At 64.0% G+C, this 19,548-nt stretch carries 20 protein-coding genes; 18 read left to right on the top strand and 2 right to left on the bottom strand.

Annotated features, from left to right (window positions below; translation table 11 throughout):
- Positions 1-8: 8 nt before the first annotated feature.
- Positions 9-1,202, top strand: coding sequence for a thiolase family protein (locus NCS28_RS14530; protein ID WP_250514466.1), 1,194 nt, complete (start codon positions 9-11; stop codon positions 1,200-1,202).
- Positions 1,203-1,211: 9 nt separating this feature from the next.
- Here the strand turns inward: NCS28_RS14530 and NCS28_RS14535 are convergent, their stop codons facing one another.
- Positions 1,212-1,628 carry a YciI family protein gene (locus tag NCS28_RS14535; protein ID WP_250514467.1) on the bottom strand — a complete coding sequence of 139 codons (417 nt, stop codon included), beginning with the start codon at positions 1,626-1,628 and terminating at the stop codon, positions 1,212-1,214.
- Between the two features lie 203 nt (positions 1,629-1,831).
- On the opposite strand from NCS28_RS14535, the gene NCS28_RS14540 reads away from it, so the two are divergent.
- Genes NCS28_RS14540 through NCS28_RS14565 form a run of 6 tightly spaced genes read left to right on the top strand, consistent with a single transcriptional unit; the run spans position 1,832 to position 8,574 of the window.
- Positions 1,832-2,851, top strand: coding sequence for a LacI family DNA-binding transcriptional regulator (locus NCS28_RS14540; RefSeq protein ID WP_250514468.1), 1,020 nt, complete (start codon positions 1,832-1,834; stop codon positions 2,849-2,851).
- 2 nt (positions 2,852-2,853) lie between these two features.
- Positions 2,854-4,341: a sugar ABC transporter ATP-binding protein gene (locus tag NCS28_RS14545; protein WP_250514469.1), complete on the top strand. Its 1,488-nt coding sequence runs from the start codon at positions 2,854-2,856 to the stop codon at positions 4,339-4,341.
- A complete protein-coding gene (locus NCS28_RS14550) occupies positions 4,322-5,338 on the top strand; it encodes an ABC transporter permease (protein ID WP_250514470.1) in 1,017 nt (338 codons plus the stop codon). The genes NCS28_RS14545 and NCS28_RS14550 overlap by 20 nt, the downstream gene beginning before the upstream one ends.
- A gap of 32 nt (positions 5,339-5,370) precedes the next feature.
- On the top strand, positions 5,371-6,336 hold the full coding sequence (locus NCS28_RS14555; protein WP_250514471.1) for a substrate-binding domain-containing protein: 966 nt from the start codon (positions 5,371-5,373) through the stop codon (positions 6,334-6,336).
- 46 nt (positions 6,337-6,382) lie between these two features.
- Positions 6,383-7,456 carry a sugar phosphate isomerase/epimerase family protein gene (locus NCS28_RS14560; RefSeq protein WP_250514472.1) on the top strand — a complete coding sequence of 358 codons (1,074 nt, stop codon included), beginning with the start codon at positions 6,383-6,385 and terminating at the stop codon, positions 7,454-7,456.
- Positions 7,453-8,574, top strand: coding sequence for a Gfo/Idh/MocA family protein (locus NCS28_RS14565; RefSeq protein ID WP_250514473.1), 1,122 nt, complete (start codon positions 7,453-7,455; stop codon positions 8,572-8,574). Before NCS28_RS14560 ends, NCS28_RS14565 begins: the two co-directional genes overlap by 4 nt.
- A gap of 59 nt (positions 8,575-8,633) precedes the next feature.
- Here NCS28_RS14565 and gnd read toward each other — a convergent pair whose 3' ends face one another.
- Complete coding sequence (gene gnd, locus NCS28_RS14570; protein ID WP_250514474.1) at positions 8,634-10,040, bottom strand: NADP-dependent phosphogluconate dehydrogenase; 1,407 nt, start codon at positions 10,038-10,040, stop codon at positions 8,634-8,636.
- A 281-nt stretch (positions 10,041-10,321) separates the two neighbouring features.
- Here gnd and NCS28_RS14575 point away from each other — a divergent pair, with 281 nt between their 5' ends.
- From NCS28_RS14575 to denD, 11 genes are all read left to right on the top strand, one after another.
- Complete coding sequence (locus tag NCS28_RS14575; protein ID WP_250514486.1) at positions 10,322-10,663, top strand: hypothetical protein; 342 nt, start codon at positions 10,322-10,324, stop codon at positions 10,661-10,663.
- Between the two features lie 30 nt (positions 10,664-10,693).
- Positions 10,694-11,629, top strand: a complete 936-nt coding sequence (gene panE, locus NCS28_RS14580) for a 2-dehydropantoate 2-reductase (protein ID WP_250514475.1) — start codon at positions 10,694-10,696, stop codon at positions 11,627-11,629.
- Between the two features lie 413 nt (positions 11,630-12,042).
- Complete coding sequence (locus tag NCS28_RS14585; RefSeq protein WP_250514476.1) at positions 12,043-12,393, top strand: hypothetical protein; 351 nt, start codon at positions 12,043-12,045, stop codon at positions 12,391-12,393.
- Positions 12,394-12,459: 66 nt separating this feature from the next.
- Complete coding sequence (locus NCS28_RS14590) at positions 12,460-13,020, top strand: hypothetical protein (RefSeq protein ID WP_250514477.1); 561 nt, start codon at positions 12,460-12,462, stop codon at positions 13,018-13,020.
- An 85-nt stretch (positions 13,021-13,105) separates the two neighbouring features.
- Positions 13,106-13,444, top strand: coding sequence for a thioredoxin family protein (locus NCS28_RS14595; RefSeq protein WP_250514478.1), 339 nt, complete (start codon positions 13,106-13,108; stop codon positions 13,442-13,444).
- A gap of 86 nt (positions 13,445-13,530) precedes the next feature.
- A complete protein-coding gene (locus tag NCS28_RS14600; RefSeq protein WP_250514479.1) occupies positions 13,531-14,235 on the top strand; it encodes a FadR/GntR family transcriptional regulator in 705 nt (234 codons plus the stop codon).
- 211 nt (positions 14,236-14,446) lie between these two features.
- The gene (gene ltnD / locus NCS28_RS14605; RefSeq protein WP_250514480.1) at positions 14,447-15,343 is read left to right on the top strand and encodes an L-threonate dehydrogenase; all 897 of its coding nucleotides are present in this window, start codon (positions 14,447-14,449) and stop codon (positions 15,341-15,343) included.
- Positions 15,340-16,617 carry a 3-oxo-tetronate kinase gene (otnK, locus tag NCS28_RS14610; protein ID WP_250514481.1) on the top strand — a complete coding sequence of 426 codons (1,278 nt, stop codon included), beginning with the start codon at positions 15,340-15,342 and terminating at the stop codon, positions 16,615-16,617. The genes ltnD and otnK overlap by 4 nt, the downstream gene beginning before the upstream one ends.
- Positions 16,617-17,258 (top strand): 3-oxo-tetronate 4-phosphate decarboxylase, encoded by a 642-nt coding sequence (gene otnC / locus NCS28_RS14615; RefSeq protein ID WP_250514482.1) that lies wholly within the window; start codon positions 16,617-16,619, stop codon positions 17,256-17,258. The genes otnK and otnC overlap by 1 nt, the downstream gene beginning before the upstream one ends.
- A 340-nt stretch (positions 17,259-17,598) precedes the next feature.
- Positions 17,599-18,387 carry a 2-oxo-tetronate isomerase gene (gene otnI, locus NCS28_RS14620; protein ID WP_250514483.1) on the top strand — a complete coding sequence of 263 codons (789 nt, stop codon included), beginning with the start codon at positions 17,599-17,601 and terminating at the stop codon, positions 18,385-18,387.
- Positions 18,388-18,408: 21 nt separating this feature from the next.
- Positions 18,409-19,374, top strand: a complete 966-nt coding sequence (denD, locus tag NCS28_RS14625; protein WP_250514484.1) for a D-erythronate dehydrogenase — start codon at positions 18,409-18,411, stop codon at positions 19,372-19,374.
- Positions 19,375-19,548: the final 174 nt, after the last annotated feature.

Consider the following 19,548-nt stretch of genomic DNA (forward strand, 5'->3'; position numbering starts at 1 on the left):
GCAACGACATGTTCGTGCAAGACATCGTGTTGTGTCATCCCGTGCGCACGGCGATCGGCGCGTTCAACGGCGCGCTGAAGGACACGCCCGCCGTCGATCTCGGTGCGGCGGCCATCGCCGAAACGCTGCGGCGCGCGGGCGGCGCGCTCGATCCGGCGTCGGTCGATTCGGTCGTATTCGGCAACGTGATCCAGGCGGGCAACCGCATGAATCCGGCGCGGCAGGCGTCGGTCGGCGGCTGCGTGCCGGTTTCCGTGCCCGCGCTGACCGTCAATCGCGTGTGCGGCTCGGGCGCGCAAGCCATCGCGACGGCCGCGACCGATATTGCGGCGGGCATCGCCACGCTCGCGATCGCGGGCGGCATGGAGAACATGGATCGCGCGCCGTATCTGCTCGATGGCGGGCGGCGCGGCTATCGCATGGGCAATGCGCAGATCCATGACAGCATGCTGCGCGACGGCCTCGTCGATGCGTTCTCGGGCGAGCATTCGGGCTGGCATACCGAAGACCTCGTGACGAAGCTCGATATCACGCGTGAAGCGCAGGACCGCTGGGCCGAGCGCTCGCAGCAGTCGTTCGCGGCCGCGCAGAGAGATGGCGCGTTCGATGCGGAAATCGTCGGCATCGATGTGAAGGCGGGCCGTGAAACCGTCGCGTTCGCGCGCGACGAGCAGCCGCGCCCCGACACGACGCTTGCGACGCTCGCGAAGCTGCGCCCGGCGTTCCGTCCCGACGGCACGATCACGGCGGGCAACGCGCCGGGGCTGAATAGCGGCGCATCGGCGATGATCGTGACGAGCCGCAAGGAAGCCGATGCGCGCGGTATCGAACCGTTCGTGCGGCTCGCGGCGTTCGGCGTGGCGGCGGTCGAACCGGGCATGTTCGGGCTCGGGCCGGTGCCTGCGGTGCAGCAGGCGTTGCAGCGCGCGGGATGGAACCTGGCCGATGTCGAGCGCTTCGAGATCAACGAAGCCTTCGCGGCGGTGCCGATCGCGGTGGCGAGGACGCTCGGCGTGCCCGAAGACATCGTCAACGTGGAGGGCGGCGCGATCGCGCACGGGCATCCGATCGGCGCGACCGGCGCGGTGCTCACGACGCGTCTCGCGCACGCGATGCGCCGCGACGGCGTGAAGCGCGCGATCGTCACGCTTTGCATCGGCGGCGGGCAGGGCATTGCGCTCGCGCTGGAGGCGATCGCGTAGACGCACGCATCAGGGCTTCGCCGCCTTCTGCATGTCGTCGAATCCCGCCGCGGCTTGTTGCACGTCCGGCGGGAAATCGTCCATCTCCATCACCTGCCGCACTTCGATCATCTCGTTGTCCGACCCCGGGCAGCGCTTCGCCCATTCGATCGCTTCCTCGCGCGATTTCACCTGAAGCATCCAGTAACCGCCGAGCACTTCCTTCGCTTCGGCGAACGGTCCGTCGGTGACGCGCGGCTTGCCGCCTTCGAACGTGACGCGCGCGCCCATCGACGGCGGATGCAGTCCGTCGAGCGCGAGCAGCACGCCGGCCTTCTGCAATTCCTCGTTGTACTTCATCATCGCGGCGACGGCGTCCGCAGTCGGCATCGCGCCGGGTTCCGCGCTTTCGTAGCCGCGCGGGATCATCAGCATCATGAATCGCATGTGGATCGCTCCGTCAAAAGAGTGTATTGGTGTCGGGCGACATTGCCCGCTCACACCTTACGACGAGCCACACCACAGAGGATCGACACATGCGCGTGAATTTCTGTCTTAAGCGTTTGTCCCTAGTCGATTGCTGTTGCCATCGCGCTCGTACGATCAAATAATGTAATCCATTACATCTCGATCGCGCGAGCAACGCCGCAATGTCGGATACGGTTCGTCCACGTGAGGAAGTATCGATTGCCGACGTCGCCGAGCGCGCGGGCGTGTCGGTCGCGACCGTTTCGCGCGTGCTCAACGGGCATACGAACGTTCGCGAAGCCACGCGCGGCAAAGTCCTCGAAGCGGTTGCGGCGAGCGGCTATCGCATCAACGAGCTCGCGCGCAATCTGCGCACGGCTGAAAGCCGCCTGCTGCTCACCATGGTCCCCGACTTCGGCAACCCGTTCTACGCGGCGATCGTGCGCGGCATCGACAGCGTCGCGCGCCAGAACGGCTACTTCATGCTGTTGTGCGACACCGGCGCGGACCCGCTGCGCGAGCGAAGCTATTTCGATCTCCTGCGCGGACGCCGCGCCGATGGCGCAATCTGCCTCGATCCCGCCGCCGTGCAGAACGCGCTCGCCGAAGAAGCGTCGGCGCTGCCGTGGGTCGCGTGCTGCGAGTTCGATCCCGCCGCGGGCGTGCCGTATGTCGGCATCGACAATCATCTCGCCGCGGGCGATGTCGTGCGCTATCTGACGGCCAAGGGTCATCGGCGTATCGCGCTCATCAACTCGGGGCAGGGTTATCTATACGGGCGTCAGCGGCTCGCGGGTTATCGCGACGCGCTGAAGGACGCGGGCATCGAGCCGCGCGCGGAATGGCTGATCGAGCTCGACAGCCTCGATTACGACGCCGGCGAACGCGCGGCCGCGCAACTCGCGTCTCTCGGCGATGCGAGGCCGACCGCCGCCTTCGCCGTCTCCGATACGCTCGCCATCGGTGTGATGAACGGCTTTCGCGGCGCGGGCCTCGCGGTGCCCGACGATGTCGCGGTCGTCGGCTTCGACGACATCGCCGTCGCCGCGCATGTCGATCCGCCTTTGACGACCGTGTCGCAACCGATGCAACTGCTCGGCGAAACCGCCGCCGAACTTCTGCTCAAGCGCCTGCGCGATCCGCGCGCCGAAGTGCCGGGCGTGTTGCTGCCGCATCGGCTGATCAAAAGAAGGAGCGCGTGACGATGAGCCTCGCCGTGCGCTTTCAGGGCATCGAAAAACAGTTTGGCCCGGTGCGCGTGCTGCACGGCGTCACCTTCGATATCGCGCCGGGGCGCATCTACGGATTGCTCGGCGAGAACGGCGCGGGCAAATCCACGTTGATGAAGATCCTCGCGGGCTATGAGCGCGCGAACGCGGGCGAGCTGTACATCGACGAACGCGAGCGCGACTTCGCGAGTTCACGCGACGCCGAACAGGCGGGCATCGTGCTGATCCATCAGGAACTCAATCTCGCGGATCACTTGAGCATCACGCAGAACATGTTCCTCGGGCACGAGCTGAAGAAAGGCTTCTTTCTCGACGAACCCGCGATGCACGAAGCCGCGCGTGCGCGCCTCACCGACGTCGGCCTGCACACGAATCCGGATACCAAGGTGCGAGACCTGATCGTCGCGGAGAAGCAGCTCGTCGAGATCGCGAAGGCGATGCTGCGCGACGCGCGCCTGCTCGTCATGGACGAGCCGACCGCGACGCTCACGCCATCGGAGACGCAGCGCCTCTTCGGCCTGATGGCGCGTTTGAAGGAGGCGGGCACGACCATCGTCTATATCTCGCACAAGCTCGACGAAGTGGAGCGCGTGACCGACGAAGTGATCGTGATGCGCGATGGCCGCTTCGTCGCGCGCGCGCCGACCGACGAGCTCACGCGCCAGCAGATGGCCAATCTTATGGTCGGCCGCGAAGTCTCCGACATGTTCCCCGACAAGCCGCCATTGACCGACGACGCGCCTATCGCGTTCGAGGTCGAAGGCGCATCGGTTCCGGGCTGGGCGAACGGCATCGGCTTCTCGGTGCGCAAGGGCGAAGTGTTCGGCTTCGCGGGGCTGGTCGGCGCCGGGCGCACGGAGTTGTTCGAGGCGCTCGTCGGCTTGCGTCCGCTTTGCGCGGGACGCGTCGTGATCGACGGAAAAAACGTCAACCTCAAAAGCCCGCGCGAAGCGATGAAGCAAGGCCTCACGTATCTGAGCGAGGATAGAAAAGGACGCGGACTGCACGTCGACATGGCGCTGAAAGACAACCTGACGATGATGACGCTGGAGCGCTATGCGCATCCCTTCATCGACATCCACGCCGAACGCGAAGCGTTGAAAAAAGCGGTGAACGATTTCGGCATTCGCACGGGAAACCCGTCCATTCGCGCGCGCATGCTCTCGGGCGGCAATCAGCAAAAGCTCGCGCTCGCGAAGTTTTTGAATCCCGATCCGCGCGTGATCGTGCTCGACGAGCCGACGCGCGGCGTCGATGTCGGCGCGAAACGCGACATCTATTTTCTGATTCATCGGCTCGCCGCCGAGGGCCGGGCGGTGATCGTGATTTCATCCGAGCTGATCGAGCTGATCGGCTTGTGTCATCGCGTCGCGGTGATGCGCGCGGGCGAGCTCGTCGCGACGCTCGGCATGGATCTTTTGACCGAAGAGAGGTTGATCGCGCATGCGACCGGCACACACTGAAGACATCGAAAGCGAAAGCCGCCTTTCCGCCGCCGCGCGCTTTCTGTTCGGCGTCGGGCCGCTGATCGGGCTGATCGCGCTGTGCATCGGCGGCACGCTGCTCAACAGCGACTTCGCCACCCTCGACAACGCGATGAACGTGCTCACGCGCACGTCGTTCATCGGCATCATCGCGGTGGGCATGACCTTCGTGATCATCTCGGGCGGCATCGATCTGTCGGTCGGCTCGATGGCCGCGCTGATCGCGGGCAGCATGATCTACATGATGAACGCGCTCCTGCAGGGCTTTCACGGGCACGCGGTGCCGCCGCTTGTGATCATCGCGTTGGGCGTCGTGCTCGCGCTCGTGCTCGGTGCGCTGTTCGGCTTCGCGCATGGCGTGCTCGTGACGAAGGGGCGCATCGAGCCGTTCATCGTCACCCTGGGCACGCTCGGCATCTTTCGCGCGCTGCTCACGTGGCTCGCGGACGGCGGCGCGCTCACGCTCGACAACTCGCTCGTCGATCTTTACGGGCCGGTCTATTACGCGAGCCTTTTCGGCGTGCCGGTGCCGATCTGGATCTTCCTGATCGTCGCGGCGGGCGGCGCGCTCGTGCTCAATCGAACCGTATATGGACGGCACGTTCAGGCGATCGGTTCGAGCGAACAGGTCGCGCGCTATGCGGCCATTCGCGTGGATCGCGTGAAGATCGTCACGTATGTGCTGCTGGGCCTGTGCGTGGCCGTCGCGACGATTTTGTACGTGCCGCGCCTGGGGTCGGCCACGCCGACGACGGGCCTCTTGTGGGAGCTCGAAGCGATCGCGTCCGTCGTGGTCGGCGGCACGGCGTTGAAGGGCGGCGAAGGGCGCGTGATCGGCACGGTCATCGGCGCGATCCTGCTTTCGGTCATCAACAACATCCTGAACCTGACGAGCATCATCAGCGTGTATCTGAACGCGGCGGTGCAGGGCGCCGTCATCATCCTCGTAGCATTTTTGCAGCGCGGTCGTCGTTAGCCGGAATATCCACAAGACAAGGAGACATCGTCATGAAGAACATGCTTCGCGCGCTCGGCGCGCTCACCCTTGCGGCGAGTGCGTTCGCCGCCGCATCGCCGTCTGCTCATGCCGCCGACAAGGTCGTGCTCGGCGTCGCCATTCCGACCGCGGATCACGGTTTCACGGGCGGCATCGTATGGTGGGCCAACGAAGCGAAGAAGGAGCTGGAGAAGGCGCATCCTGACTTGAAAGTGATCGTGAAGACGGCCGGCACCGCGCCCGAGCAGGCGAACCAGTTGCAGGACCTCGTGACGGTCAACAAGATCAACGCGCTCGTGATCTTCCCGCAGGAATCGGCGTCGCTCACGCAGCCTGTCGCGCAGGTGAAGAAGAAGGGCGTGTACGTGACGGTGGTCGATCGCGGACTCACCGACACCAGCGCGCAGGATGCCTATGTCGCCGGCGACAACACCGCGTTCGGCAAGATTCCCGCGGAATACATCGCGAAGACGCTGAACGGCAAGGGCGACATCGTCGCGCTGCGCGGCATTCCGACGACGCTCGACAACGAACGCTGGACCGCGTTCGAAGGCGTGATCAAGCAGCATCCGGACATGAAGATTCTCGACGCGAAGTACGCCAACTGGAATCGCGACGATGCCTTCAAGGTGATGCAGGACTATCTCACGCGCTTCAAGCACATCGACGCCGTCTGGGCCGCCGACGACGACATGATGGTCGGCGTGCTCAAGGCGATCGATCAGGCGAAGCGCACCGACGTGAAGATCGTCTTCGGCGGCGCGGGATCGAAGGAAGCGGTGAAGCGCGTCATGGACGGCGACAAGCGCGTGCAGGCCGACGTGTCGTACTCGCCGAAGTTCATCTACGACGCGATCAAGCTGACCGCCGAGGCGCGCCTGAAGGGCGACAAGCTGCCGCCGACGACCATCATCCCGTCGGTGCTCATCACGAAGGACAACGCCAAGCAGTTCTATTTTCCGAACTCGCCGTTCTGATGTGCGAAGGCCGTTCACGCGGCCTTCTTTCCCGTAGAGGCGAAAGATGAAGACCATCAAAGGGCCGGCGATATTTCTCGCGCAGTTCATGGGCGAAGAGCCGCCGTTCGATACGTTGGAGAATCTCGCGTCGTGGGCGGCGTCGCTCGGTTATGAAGGCATCCAGGTGCCCGCCGATCCGCGTCTGATCGATCTGGAAAAGGCCGCGTCGAGCGATGCCTATTGCGATGAGATTCGCCGCACCGTCGACGATGCCGGCGTGGCGATCACCGAGTTGTCGACGCATCTGCAAGGCCAGCTTGTCGCGGTGCATCCCGCCTACGACACGCTGTTCGACGGCTTCGCCGCGCCGCAGGTGCGCGGCAATCCCACGGCGCGCACGGAGTGGGCGATATCGCAATTGAAGCTCGCGGCGGCGGCGTCGAAGCGTCTGGGTCTGAGCGCGCACGTGACGTTTTCGGGCGCGCTCGCGTGGCCGTATGTCTATCCGTGGCCGCAGCGTCCGGCGGGGCTCGTCGAAGCCGCGTTCGAAGAGCTCGCGAAACGCTGGCGCCCGATTCTCGACGAGTTCGATCGCGCGGGCATCGACGTATGCTACGAACTGCATCCCGGCGAGGATTTGCACGACGGCGTCACGTTCGAGCGCTTTCTCGCGGCGGTGGACGATCATCCGCGCGCGAACATCCTGTTCGATCCGAGTCACTTCGTGCTGCAGCAGCTCGACTACCTCGCGTTCATCGACATCTATCACTCGCGCATCAAGGCGTTTCATGTGAAGGACGCGGAGTTCCGGCCGAACGGAAAGCAGGGCGTGTACGGCGGCTATTCGGGATGGACCGATCGCGCGGGACGCTTTCGCTCCCTGGGCGATGGCCAGATCGACTTCAAGGCGATCTTCTCGAAGATGGCGCAATACGATTTTCCCGGCTGGGCCGTGCTCGAATGGGAATGCGCGTTGAAGCATCCGGAAGACGGCGCGCGCGAGGGCGCGGTGTTCATTCGAGATCACATCATCCGCGTGGCCGAGCGTGCGTTCGACGACTTCGCCGGCAGCGGCGCGAGCCGCGAACAGATGCGCGGCGTGCTCGGGATCGGCGACAAGACTGGAGAGACGCGATGAATCGCGTGCGGCTGGGCATGGTCGGCGGCGCCGAGGGCGCGTTCATCGGCGCGGTGCATCGGATGGCGGCGCGGCTCGACGATCGTTACGAGCTCGTCGCGGGCGCGTTGTCGTCGGATGCGCGGCGGGCGGCGTCGAGCGCGGCGGCGATAGGTCTTGCGCGCAGCTACGACGATTATCGCGAGATGGCGCGCGTCGAGGCGGGGCGCTCGGACGGCATCGAGGCCGTGGCGATCGTCACGCCCAATCATCTGCATGCGCCGATCGCCACGGCTTTTCTGGAAGCCGGCATCCACGTGATCTGCGACAAGCCGCTCGCGATATCGCTCGATGAAGGCGAGGCGCTGGCGAAACTCGCGCGCGAGAAGGATCGCGTGTTCGCGGTGACTTATACCTATACGGGCTATCCGCTGGTGCGTCACGCGCGCGGGATGGTGCGGCGCGGTCTCCTCGGCGATATTCGCGTCGTGCAGGTGGAATATGCGCAGGATTGGCTGTCGTTGCCCGTCGAGACGCAGGCGAACCGGCAGGCGGTGTGGCGCACGGATCCGGCGCTCGCCGGTCCGGCGGGCTGTCTCGGCGATATCGGCACGCATGCGTACCAGCTCGCGGAATACGTGACGGGCATGCGGCCGGCGGAGATATCGGCGGATGTGACGACGTTCGTGCCGAATCGCCGTGTCGACGATCACGTGCAAGCGATGCTCCGCTATGCCGGCGGCGCCCGTGGAATGCTGTGGACGAGCCAGGTCGCGGCGGGCGAGGAGAACGCGCTGCGCTTGCGTGTGTACGGCACGAAGGCGGGCATCGCGTTCGATCAGCAAAAGCCGAACGAGTTGTGGTTCACGCCGATCGGCGGCGCGTCGGAACGCATCACGCGCGGCCGCGTGCAAAGCCCGGAAGCGCTGCATGCGACGCGCGTGCCGGCGGGGCATCCGGAAGGGTATCTGGAAGCGTTCGCGCAGGTTTATACGGATGCGGCGGCGTGCATCGCGAGTGGCACCACGCAGGGCGATGAGTGGCTTACGACCGTCGAGGATGGGGTCGCGGGGTTGCGGTTCGTGGAGGCGGTGTTGAGGAGCAGCGAGCGTAATGGGGAATGGGTGGCGTTGGGGTGATCCGAAACAAAACGGGGCAACTCCATGAGCTGCCCCGTTCCGATCAAGCCGTCAATCCATCACGCCCAGTTCGCGTGAAAACTCCCCGCCTTATCCACCCGTTCGAACGTATGCGCACCGAAGAAATCCCGTTGCGCCTGCACGAGATTCGCGGGCAGCCGCTCCGAGCGATACGCATCGAAATAGGCAATCGCCGATGAAAACGCGGGCACCGGGATCCCCGCCTTCACTGCCGCGACGACCACATCGCGCAATGCGTCCTGATACTTCGCGGCGATATCGCTGAAATACGGATCGAGCAGCAGGTTCGCGAGCTGCGGATTCTTCTCATACGCGTCGGTGATTTTCTGCAAAAAGCGCGCGCGGATGATGCAGCCCGCGCGGAAGATCTTCGCGATCTCGCCGTAGTGCAAATCCCACTTGTACTCTTCCGATGCCGCGCGCAACTGCGCGAACCCTTGCGCATACGAAACGATCTTGCTGAGATACAACGCACGCCGCACCGCTTCGACGAACGCGGCGCGATCGCCATCGAACTTCGGCGCCGGGCCGCTCAGAACCTTGCTCGCCGCCACGCGCTGATCCTTCAGCGACGACAGCACGCGCGCGAATACCGCTTCGGTAATCAGGGGCAGCGGTGCGCCGAGGTCGAGCGCGTTCTGGCTCGTCCACTTGCCGGTGCCCTTTTGCGCGGCGCGGTCGAGAATCACATCCACGAGATCCTTGCCGGTTTCCTCGTCCTTCTTCGAGAAGATCTTCGACGTGATCTCGATCAGATAGCTGTCCAGCTCGCCCTGATTCCACTCGACGTACACCTTGCCGAGTTCTTCGTTCGACAAGCCCGCGACGCGCTTCAACACGTCATAGCTCTCGGCGATCAGTTGCATGTCGCCGTACTCGATGCCGTTATGCACCATCTTCACGAAATGGCCCGCGCCGTCCGGACCCATGTACGCGACGCACGGCTCGCCGTCCGGCGCCTTCGCGGCGATCTCGGTCAGGATCGGCGCGACGAGTTCGTACGCTTCCTTTTGTCCGCCCGGCATGATCGACGGGCCTTTCAGCGCGCCTTCCTCGCCGCCGGACACGCCCGTGCCGATGAAATGCAGGCCCGACTTCGCGAGGTCCTGATTGCGGCGGATGGTGTCGGTGAAATGCGTGTTGCCGCCGTCGATGAGAATGTCGCCCTTCTCGAGCAACGGACGCAGCGAAGCGATGGTCTCGTCGGTGCCGGCGCCCGCCTTCACCATCATCAGAATGCGGCGCGGCTTTTCGAGCGACTCGACGAACTCTTCGAGCGTGTAGGTCGGCACGAGCTTCCTGTCGGGATTTTCGGCAATCAGTTCGTCGGTTTTGGCGCGGCTGCGGTTGTAGACCGAAACGGCGTGACCGCGGCTCTCGATGTTCAAGGCCAGATTGCGGCCCATGACGGCGAGGCCCACCACGCCGATAGCTTGTTTGCTCATGCTTGATCTCCGGATGACCGAAGCGAACGCGGCTCGTGGCGCGGCTTCGGGATGAAAACGTGTCGATGGGAGCGGCGCTCGCGTGAGAGGTCGTCTCAGGCTCGATCGGCGGCTCGACGGGCCGTTTCGCGATCCGATCGTCTTGCGCGAGCGCAGACCGCCCCGAATTTACCACTTCGAGCCGCATCCGGCAGAGTGTGCGCCGGCCGATCGAGCGCAGGGCGCTATGCCGTCTTAGAATGAACGCCCGCAACGAGCACGCCGCGAAGGCCACCCGCAACATGCCGCCCTTCCGGCGCGCGCGCCGCCATCATTACTCCGTCTATGTGATCGAACTGTCCGGCACGGTCTGGAACGAAGCGCGTTTTCGCCGCGCGAATCCCGACTACGTGATCGGCATGCCGTTCGTTTATGTGGGCATGACCGGCATCGATCCCGACGTGCGTTTCGACAAGCACAAGGCGGGCATCCAGTCGAACCGTTTCGTGCGCGAGTTCGGGCTGCGGCTTCTGCCGCATCTGTACGAGATGTACAACCCGATGCCCTACGACGGCGCGCGCGACATGGAAGTGGAACTGGCGATCGGCTTGCGGGAAGCGGGCTATGGCGTATGGCAGGCGTGAAACGGTGCATCTGACCAATAGGAGCGAGACATGCGGATTCTGGTAGTGGGCGCGGGGGCCATCGGTGGTTATTTCGGCGCGCGGTTGCTCGACGTGGGCAGGGACGTGACCTTCCTCGTGCGCGAGCGGCGCGCCGAGCGGCTGCGGCAATGCGGCCTGAAAGTGAAAAGTCCGGAAGGCGATCTCGCGTTCGCCTGTCCGCCGATCGTGCTCGCCAAAGACATCGGCCAGCCTTTCGACCTCGTGTTGCTGAGCTGCAAGGCCTATGACCTGCAAGGCGCGATCGATTCCTTCGCACCGGCCGTCGGCCCGGACACCGCGATCCTGCCGCTCCTGAACGGCATGGGCCATCTCGACGCGCTCGATGCGCGCTTCGATCCTGCGAACGTGCTCGGCGGCCAGTGCGTGATCGCCGCGACGCTCGACGCCGGGGGCGAGATCCTGCATCTGAACAACATGCATTCGATGACTATCGGCGAACGCACCGGCGGCCGTTCCGTGCGCATCGATGCGATCGCCGCGCAACTCGGCGGCGCGGGCTTCGATCTGAACGTGAGCGAGGACATCCTGCAATCGATGTGGGACAAGTGGGTGTTCCTCGCGACGCTCGCGACGGGCACGTGCCTGATGCGCGCGCCCATCGGCGACATTCTCGCGGCGCCGGGCGGCGAAGCGCTGCTGTTCCAGCTCTTCGACGAATGCCGCGGCATCGCCGCCGACAATGCGCACGCGCCGGGCGAGGCGGTCGTCGCGCGCGCCCGTGCGTTCTTATCGGAGCGCGGCTCGTCGATGACCGCGTCGATGCTGCGCGATCTGGAGAACGGCGCGCCGATCGAGGCGGATCATATCGTCGGCGACCTGCTGGCGCGGCGGCGCGCGGCGGTGAACGGTGTCTCCGCTCTGGCGGTGGCTTACACACATCTGAAGGCCTATGAGGCGCGCCGCTCGCGCATGGCTCGCGCCTGAACATCCCACCGCAGACCGTACGATTCAGCGCCGCCGCAATGGCGGCGCTGCGTTTGTCGCCACGCAAAAAATGACAATTATCAAATTGACTGAGAGAATATTGATTCCGTAGATTCGAGCATATGACGCTCGCAAAAATCGCTCCGATTAATCGTTTTCCTGACCACATTAGTATTATTAAAAGCTGTCTTCGGACGCTCAACGCCTTCGGCGCTGCGCGCGCGCTTCGTTTAATCAACCGATTTTTGTCGACTAGACCGGGACCAGGCATGTTTAAGAAGATACATAGAAAGCCTGATATATGTGAATCGACGCAAAAATGAGAACAACCTTTCGAGAAAACGATAAGCCGCCTGCCCGGGATAATCATTCGATTTCCACGAAAGGCGGCGTTCCATATCAGGAGGCATCAAATGAAAATCAGAAGCTCGGCGGTAATCCCCTCGCTCATCTGCCCGGGGACTCCTTTGGGTGGCGCGCAGATAGGAGTGGTCGTCCGTATCGTCGACTCCGATGCGTCGGTCTATGTGAATTACCTCCTGCAATCGCCCGACGGCACGCAGTCCTGCGCGCAGATGGACGTGCGGCGCCGGCGTAACCGCGATGCGCTGCTGCGCCTCGCCCTCGAATCCGGGCGCTCCGTGATGGTGGTCGGCGCAATCAACAGCTATGTGAAAACGGCAGTCGTCGGCGCGCCGGGTCACGTGTTTTTCGATAGCGGCGGCCCGCAGCCGAACGATGCGCGGACCGATCACCCATACTGATCGCATCGCGCTACGCGGTTAAAGGGACGCGCGCGAATCAGAATTTTTGACAGAAAGGGATCACTAGTGAGAAACGTAGATAGTTCAATCAACCTGGGCATCGTTCGAGGTGGCATTCCGCTCACGGGTGTCAAGGGCGGGTTTCTCGCCCGCATTATCGATTCGAACGATCTGGATAACGTCAATTTCGTCCTGAGAACAGGCGAAGGCGCATTATATTGCGGCCAATTGAATATCGCCACGCATGAGAACAGAAACAATCTCTTGATGATGGCGCTGGATTATGGCCTGCCCGTCGCGCTTTCCGGCGACAATTCCGGAAATATAACGGGGCTCGCCGTTGCGCCGAGCGATTCGCCCATTCCGTCGTTGAATTGCGCATTTTTGAAATTGCACGACACACGTACGGGCATGGTGGTGAGAATCGTCGATAAGGACCAAGGTTCGGCGATCAGTTATGTGCTTCAGACGGGCGACGGGTCGCGTTATTGCGCGCAGATGTGGCCCAACAAGGATTACTTTGACAACAGAAACAGCCTTTTCATGATGGCGCTGCGAATGAACATACCGGTGACGATTTCGGGCGGCATCAATAACGAGGTGACGTCGATCGCAGTCGGATCGTAATCCGCGGTTTCGCGTCCGCTCGCCGCGGCGGGCGGGCAAGTTTTCTGCTAATTTCGTCGAGGGATAAAAAGCAAGGACGAGCGTCATGAGCATGAATACCGAGTACGCGAAGACCGCGCCCGCGCGCGAGGAAATCGACGCGCTGAGCGGCGCGACGGTCGTCGAGTTCGGCACCGACTGGTGCGGCTTCTGCCGCGCCGCGCAGCCGCTGATCGCGCAGGCGTTCCAGGATCATGGCGCGGTCAAGCACATGAAGATCGAGGACGGCAGCGGCCGGCCGTTGGGCCGCTCGTTTCGCGTGAAACTCTGGCCGACGCTCGTCTTCATGCTCGGCGGCAAGGAAGTCGCGCGCCTCGTGCGCCCAGGCGACGTCTCCGAAATCCGCGACGCGCTCGCGCTCATCGACGAACCGCTCGCGCAGTAACGGCGGCCGAGGGTTATTCCCCGGTTAAAGACTGTCGACGAAACTTGTATGATGACCCGATGACTTTACGTGCCTCATCGGATCGCATGTTCGAAAAAATCCCGCCGCGCGCGCTGTCCGACACGGTCGCGCAGCAATTGCAAAAGTTGATCGAGAAGGGCAGTTTCGCCGCGAGCGGCAAGCTGCCGACCGAAGCCGTGCTCGCGCAGGAATTCGGCGTGAGCCGCACGGTGATCCGCGAAGCCGTCTCGCGGCTGAAGAACGAAGGCATGGTCGAGCCGCGGCAGGGCAGCGGCGTGTACATCGTCGAGCGGGCGGGCATCCGGCCGTTGCGGATCGATTATGCGCAGGCGGTCGAGCCGGGCGCGGTCGTGCAGATTCTCGCGCTGCGCCGGGCGATCGAGGCCGAAGTCGCGTCCGAGGCCGCGCAGCGCCGCACCGACGAGCAACTCGCCGCCATCGACGACGCCCTTGCGCGCATCGACGAAGCGGTTCGCGAGGGCAGGGACGGTGTCGGGGAAGACGTGGCGTTCCACCGGGAAATTGCGAACGCGACGGGCAATCCATACTTTCTGAAAACCCTCACCTTTCTGAACCAGTATCTCGAAGCCGGCACGCTCGTTACGCGCGGCAACGAGGCGCTGCGCGAGGACTTCATGCGCCAGGTGCGCGAGGAGCACGCGGCGATCGTCGAGGCGATCCGCTCGCGCGATTCCGCTGCCGCGCGCAACGCCGCGCAGACCCATCTCATCAACGCCGCGCGCCGTCTGGCTGAAGCGGGTATCTGTTAGGTCTGTTCACTTATAAAAACGGCCATGCGAGCGCCCGAAATCGGCTGTAGTGCAAGGAGCGCGGCGCGCCGTTTGGCGCTCCCAAACAAGCGAAGCGCGACGCCGCAATACGACCGGTCCCGGCGTTCCCCTGGAATGGATTTCAAAGTCGGGGCAACGCATCACCGTTTTATATGTGAACAGACTTGAAATCATCGGAAAGAGAAACGCTATGACGAGAAACGTGGGAGTCATCGGGCTGGGCGCAATGGGCATGGGCGTCGCGCGCTCGCTGTTGCGCGCGGGTTTCGCCGTGCATGCATGCGATGTGCGCCAGCCCGTGCTCGATGCATTCGCGGCCGAAGGCGGCATCGCGTGCGCGTCGCCGGCGGAGATGGGCGGCAAGTGCGACGTCGTGCTGACGGTCGTCGTCAATGCGGCGCAAACCGAGTCCGTGCTGTTCGGCGAGAACGGTGCGGTCGACGCGATGAAACCCGGCAGCGTCGTGCTCGCGTGCGCGACGGTATCGCCGCAATTCGCCGCCGAGCTCGGCAAGCGCATCGCGGAAAAGGGCGTGCTTTTGCTCGACGCGCCCCTGTCCGGCGGCGCGGCCAAGGCCAGTTCCGGCGACATGACGATGATGACTTCCGGCCCCGCCGAGGCCTACGCCGCGTGCGAGGACGTGCTCGATGCGATCGCGGGCAAGGTCTATCGCCTGGGCGACGCGCACGGCGCGGGTTCGAAGGTGAAGATCATCAATCAATTGCTCGCGGGCGTGCATATCGCCGCGGCCGCCGAAGCGATGGCGCTCGGCCTGCGCGAGGGCGTCGATCCCGACGCGCTCTACGACGTCATCACGCACAGCGCCGGCAATTCGTGGATGTTCGAAAACCGCGTGCCGCACATTTTGACGGGCGACTACACGCCGCTCTCCGCCGTCGATATCTTCGTGAAGGACCTCGGCCTCGTGCTCGATACGGCGCGCACGTCGAAATTTCCGCTGCCGCTCTCGGCGGCGGCGCACCAGATGTTCATGATGGCGTCCACGGCCGGCCACGGCGGCGAGGACGATTCCGCGGTCATCAAGATTTTTCCGGGCATCGACATTCCGAAGGGAGCGAAGGCATGACGCAAGCGGCGCAGGCACTGCTCGGCTGTATCGCCGACGATTTCACCGGCGCGACCGATCTCGCCAACATGCTCGTGCGCGGCGGCATGCGCACGGTGCAGACCATCGGCATTCCGGAGGCGGGGACGCGGATCGACGCGGATGCGATCGTCGTCGCGCTGAAGTCGCGTACGATTGCCGCCGACGACGCCGTGCGTCAGTCGCTCGACGCGCTCGAATGGCTGCGCGAGCAGGGTTGCCGCCAGTTCTTCTTCAAATATTGCTCGACCTTCGATTCCACCGATAAAGGCAACATCGGCCCGGTCGCGGACGCGTTGCTCGACGCGCTGAAGTCGGATTTCACCATCGCCTGCCCCGCATTTCCCGAGAACGGCCGCACGATTTTTCGCGGCAATCTGTTCGTCGGCGATGTGCTGCTGAACGAGTCGGGCATGGAGAATCATCCGCTTACGCCGATGACCGATCCGAACCTCGTGCGCGTCTTGCAGCGTCAGACGGAATCGAAGGTCGGGCTGATTCGTTACGACACGATCGCGAAGGGCGTGGACGCGATTCGTGCGCGCATCGACGAGTTGAAGAAAGACGGCGTGCGCCTCGCCCTCGCCGATGCCGTATCCGATGCGGATCTCTACGTGCTGGGCGAAGCGTGCCGCGATCTTGCGCTGATCACGGGCGGCTCGGGCATCGCGCTTGGGCTGCCGCAGAACTTCCGCGCGGCGAATCTGCTCGCGCATGCGGAACATGCCGCCGATCTGCCGAAGATCGAGGGCAAGTCGGTGGTGCTGGCGGGTAGCGCATCGAAGGCGACGAACGCGCAGGTCGCGCGTTGGCGCGAATCGAAGCCGAGTTTTCGCATCGATCCGCTGGCGCTGTCGCGCGGCGAGCCGGTGGTGCAGAACGCCGTCGAATTCGCGCGCGAACACGACGAGCCCGTGCTCATCTACGCGACATCGTCGCCCGATGACGTGAAGGCAGTGCAGAAGGAACTGGGCGTCGAAAAGGCAGGGCAACTGGTCGAAGATGCGCTCGCGTCGATCGCGCGTGCGCTGCGCGACGAGGGCTGCGTGAAGTTCGTCGTCGCGGGCGGCGAAACGTCGGGCGCGGTGGTGCAGGCGCTCGATGTGCGCATGCTGCGCATCGGACCGCAGATCGATCCGGGCGTGCCGGCCACGCAGTCGATCGGCGCGACTGCGGATGAATCGCTGGACCTCGCGCTCAAGTCCGGCAATTTCGGCACGACCGATTTCTTCGAGAAGGCGTTGAAGGCACTGTGATGGCATCGAACGAAAATTCTATTCGCGAAGAGATTTGCATCACCGGCAAGAGCCTTTACGAGCGCCGCTACACGGTCGGCAGCGCGGGCAACATCAGCGCGCGACTGGATGACGGCTGGCTCATCACGCCGACGGATGCGTGCCTCGGCCGCCTCGATCCGAACGACATTGCGAAGGTCGATCTAGAGGGCAATCACCTGTCGGGCGGACGACCATCGAAGACGCTTGCGCTGCATCGACGCATCTACGAGAACAACGCGGAAGCCCGCGGCGTGGTGCATACGCATTCGACGCACCTCGTCGCGCTGACGCTGGCGGGGGTCTGGAAGAAGGAAGATGTCTTGCCGCCTATCACGCCGTACTACGTGATGAAGGTCGGCCATGTGCCGTTGATCGCGTATCGCCGTCCGGGCGATGCCCGCGTCGCGGAGGAAGTGGCGGCGTTGGCGTCGAAGGTGCGCGCGGTGCTGCTGGAGCGACTGGGACCGGTGGTGTGGGAAAAGTCGGTATCGCACGCGAGTTACGCGCTGGAGGAATTGGAAGAAACGGCGCAGCTATATCTATCGACGATGCCGCGCCCCGAGCCGTTAGCGGAGGAGGCGATCGAGGATTTGAGAAACACGTTTGGCGCGCGATGGTAGCAAAGCAAAGAGCACGAAAAAACCCGGCGGCAGCGCGAAGCGCGGTGCCGGATGAATGACTGCTGAACCACCGCGCCAAGACGCTTGGCGCGTCAGACCGTGCACGAGCCAAGCCCGGTTAGGCCTGTGAGGGCGACACTTAGGCGAGTACCACGGGCAGCTGGCTAGCATGGCCAACGTGCGAGTGACCGCGGGCGATGAGAAGCTGCTTTCTTTGATTCCTTTCTTTGCGCTAGCCAAAGAAAGTGACTGCCGCCCCGCACAGGGGCAGAGCTAATAAACCGACACGAACACAGGATTTCGCGAAAAAATCCGAACCAAACAAACGGAGCACAAGCAAATGCCAAAATTCGCCGCAAACCTGACGATGATGTACACGGAACACGCGTTCCTGGACCGTTTTGCCGCGGCCTCGAAAGACGGCTTCAAGGCGGTTGAATTCCTGTTCCCGTATGAGTTCGCAGCGACCGATATCGAGCAGCGCTTAAAGGACAACGGCCTGACCCAGGCGCTTTTCAACGCTCCGCCGGGCGACTGGGCGAAGGGCGAGCGCGGCATCGCATCGTTGCCGGGACGAGAAGACGAGTTCAGGCAGAGCGTCGCCAAGGGCCTCGAATACGCCGCCGTGCTGGGCAACAAGAAGCTGCACGTGATGGCGGGCCTGATCGCCCCGGAACAGCCGAGAGAGCAACATCGCACGGTATACAAAAAGAACCTCGAATACGCGGCGAAGGAAGCACAGAAGGCGGGCATTGGCATCGTGATCGAGCCGATCAACACCCGCGACATCCCCGGCTTCTTCCTGAACCGTCAAGACGATGCACAAGCCATCTGCGACGAAATCGGCGCATCGAACCTGCAGGTGCAATTCGACATCTACCACTGCCAGATCGTCGAAGGCGATATCGCGATGAAGCTGCAGCGCGACATGAAGCGCCCGAACGCCGGCATCGGCCACATCCAGATCGCAGGCGTGCCGGAGCGCCACGAGCCGAACATCGGCGAACTCAACTATCCGTACCTGTTCGAGCTGATCGATTCGCTCGGCTACGAAGGCTTCATCGGCTGCGAATACAAGCCGAAGGCGAGCACGACCGAAGGCCTCGGCTGGCTCAAGCCCTACCTGTGAAGAAAGAAAGGAACCGACGACATGAAGATTCTCATCACCGGCGGCGCGGGCTTTCTCGGCCAGCGGCTCGCGAAACGCCTTCTCGAGCGCAACGAACTGAACGGCAAGCCGGTTACGGAACTGGTGCTGCTCGACGTCGCGCGCCCGAACGACGAACGGCTGCTAGCCGACACACGCGTGCGCGCCGAAACCGGCGACATCTCCGATCCAGCCGTGCTGCAACGCCACATCGACACGCAGACGGAAGCCATCTTCCATCTCGCCGCAATCGTGAGCGGCCAGGCCGAAGCGGACTTCGATCTCGGCATGAAGATCAACCTCGACGCATCGCGGGCATTGCTCGAAGCGTGCCGCGCGGCGGGCCACAAGCCGCGCGTCGTGTTCACGAGTTCGGTTGCGGTGTACGGCGGCGCGCTGCCCGATGTCGTGCAGGACGACACCGCGCTCAATCCGCAATCGTCGTACGGAACGCAGAAGGCGATCGCCGAACTGCTGCTCTCCGACTACGCGAGGCGCGGTTTCGTCGATGGCCGCGTGCTGCGCCTGCCGACCATCAGCGTGCGGCCGGGCAAGCCGAACGCGGCGGCGTCGTCGTTCGCGAGCGGCATCATTCGCGAGCCGCTGAACGGCGAACGCTCGACGTGCCCCGTCGATGGCGACACGCGCGTCTGGCTTCTCTCGCCGAAAAGCGCGATCGAAGCGCTGATCGCAGGCTGCGAGATCGATCGCGCGAAACTCGGGCTCAGGCCGGTCATCAATCTGCCGGGTTTGTCGGTGAGCGTGAACGAGATGGTCGCGGCGCTGCGCGAAGTGGCTGGCGAGGAAGCGGCGCAGCGCATCGACTGGCAGCGCGACGAGCGCATCGAGAAGATCGTCGGCAGCTGGCCGGGCGCATGGAACACGGCGCGCGCGGAGCAGCTGGGCCTCACGGGCGACAAAAATTTCGCCGACGTGATCCGCGCCTATATCGCCGACGAACGCGGTTGAATCCCACGTTTTAAGCAGCCGATCCCTCCCGCACCGGGGGGGGGGGGGGGGGGGGGGGGGGGGGGGGGGGGGGGGGGGGGGTGGGGGGGGTGGGGGGGGGGGGGGGGGGGTTGGGGGGGGGGGGGGGGGGGGGGGGGGGGGGGGGGGGGGGCTGGGGTCGGGGGGTGTTGGCCG

The organism is Caballeronia sp. INDeC2 (genome assembly GCF_023631325.1).
Taxonomy (GTDB): Bacteria; Pseudomonadota; Gammaproteobacteria; order Burkholderiales; family Burkholderiaceae; genus Caballeronia.

Coding starts and splice junctions, on each gene's coding strand:
- NCS28_RS14530 (WP_250514466.1), top strand. CDS start 9: ATGTTCGTGCAAGACATCGTGTTGTGTCATCCCGTGCGCACGGCGATC.
- NCS28_RS14535 (WP_250514467.1), bottom strand. CDS start 1,628: ATGCGATTCATGATGCTGATGATCCCGCGCGGCTACGAAAGCGCGGAA.
- NCS28_RS14540 (WP_250514468.1), top strand. CDS start 1,832: ATGTCGGATACGGTTCGTCCACGTGAGGAAGTATCGATTGCCGACGTC.
- NCS28_RS14545 (WP_250514469.1), top strand. CDS start 2,854: ATGAGCCTCGCCGTGCGCTTTCAGGGCATCGAAAAACAGTTTGGCCCG.
- NCS28_RS14550 (WP_250514470.1), top strand. CDS start 4,322: ATGCGACCGGCACACACTGAAGACATCGAAAGCGAAAGCCGCCTTTCC.
- NCS28_RS14555 (WP_250514471.1), top strand. CDS start 5,371: ATGAAGAACATGCTTCGCGCGCTCGGCGCGCTCACCCTTGCGGCGAGT.
- NCS28_RS14560 (WP_250514472.1), top strand. CDS start 6,383: ATGAAGACCATCAAAGGGCCGGCGATATTTCTCGCGCAGTTCATGGGC.
- NCS28_RS14565 (WP_250514473.1), top strand. CDS start 7,453: ATGAATCGCGTGCGGCTGGGCATGGTCGGCGGCGCCGAGGGCGCGTTC.
- gnd (WP_250514474.1), bottom strand. CDS start 10,040: ATGAGCAAACAAGCTATCGGCGTGGTGGGCCTCGCCGTCATGGGCCGC.
- NCS28_RS14575 (WP_250514486.1), top strand. CDS start 10,322: ATGCCGCCCTTCCGGCGCGCGCGCCGCCATCATTACTCCGTCTATGTG.
- panE (WP_250514475.1), top strand. CDS start 10,694: ATGCGGATTCTGGTAGTGGGCGCGGGGGCCATCGGTGGTTATTTCGGC.
- NCS28_RS14585 (WP_250514476.1), top strand. CDS start 12,043: ATGAAAATCAGAAGCTCGGCGGTAATCCCCTCGCTCATCTGCCCGGGG.
- NCS28_RS14595 (WP_250514478.1), top strand. CDS start 13,106: ATGAGCATGAATACCGAGTACGCGAAGACCGCGCCCGCGCGCGAGGAA.
- NCS28_RS14600 (WP_250514479.1), top strand. CDS start 13,531: ATGTTCGAAAAAATCCCGCCGCGCGCGCTGTCCGACACGGTCGCGCAG.
- ltnD (WP_250514480.1), top strand. CDS start 14,447: ATGACGAGAAACGTGGGAGTCATCGGGCTGGGCGCAATGGGCATGGGC.
- otnK (WP_250514481.1), top strand. CDS start 15,340: ATGACGCAAGCGGCGCAGGCACTGCTCGGCTGTATCGCCGACGATTTC.
- otnC (WP_250514482.1), top strand. CDS start 16,617: ATGGCATCGAACGAAAATTCTATTCGCGAAGAGATTTGCATCACCGGC.
- otnI (WP_250514483.1), top strand. CDS start 17,599: ATGCCAAAATTCGCCGCAAACCTGACGATGATGTACACGGAACACGCG.
- denD (WP_250514484.1), top strand. CDS start 18,409: ATGAAGATTCTCATCACCGGCGGCGCGGGCTTTCTCGGCCAGCGGCTC.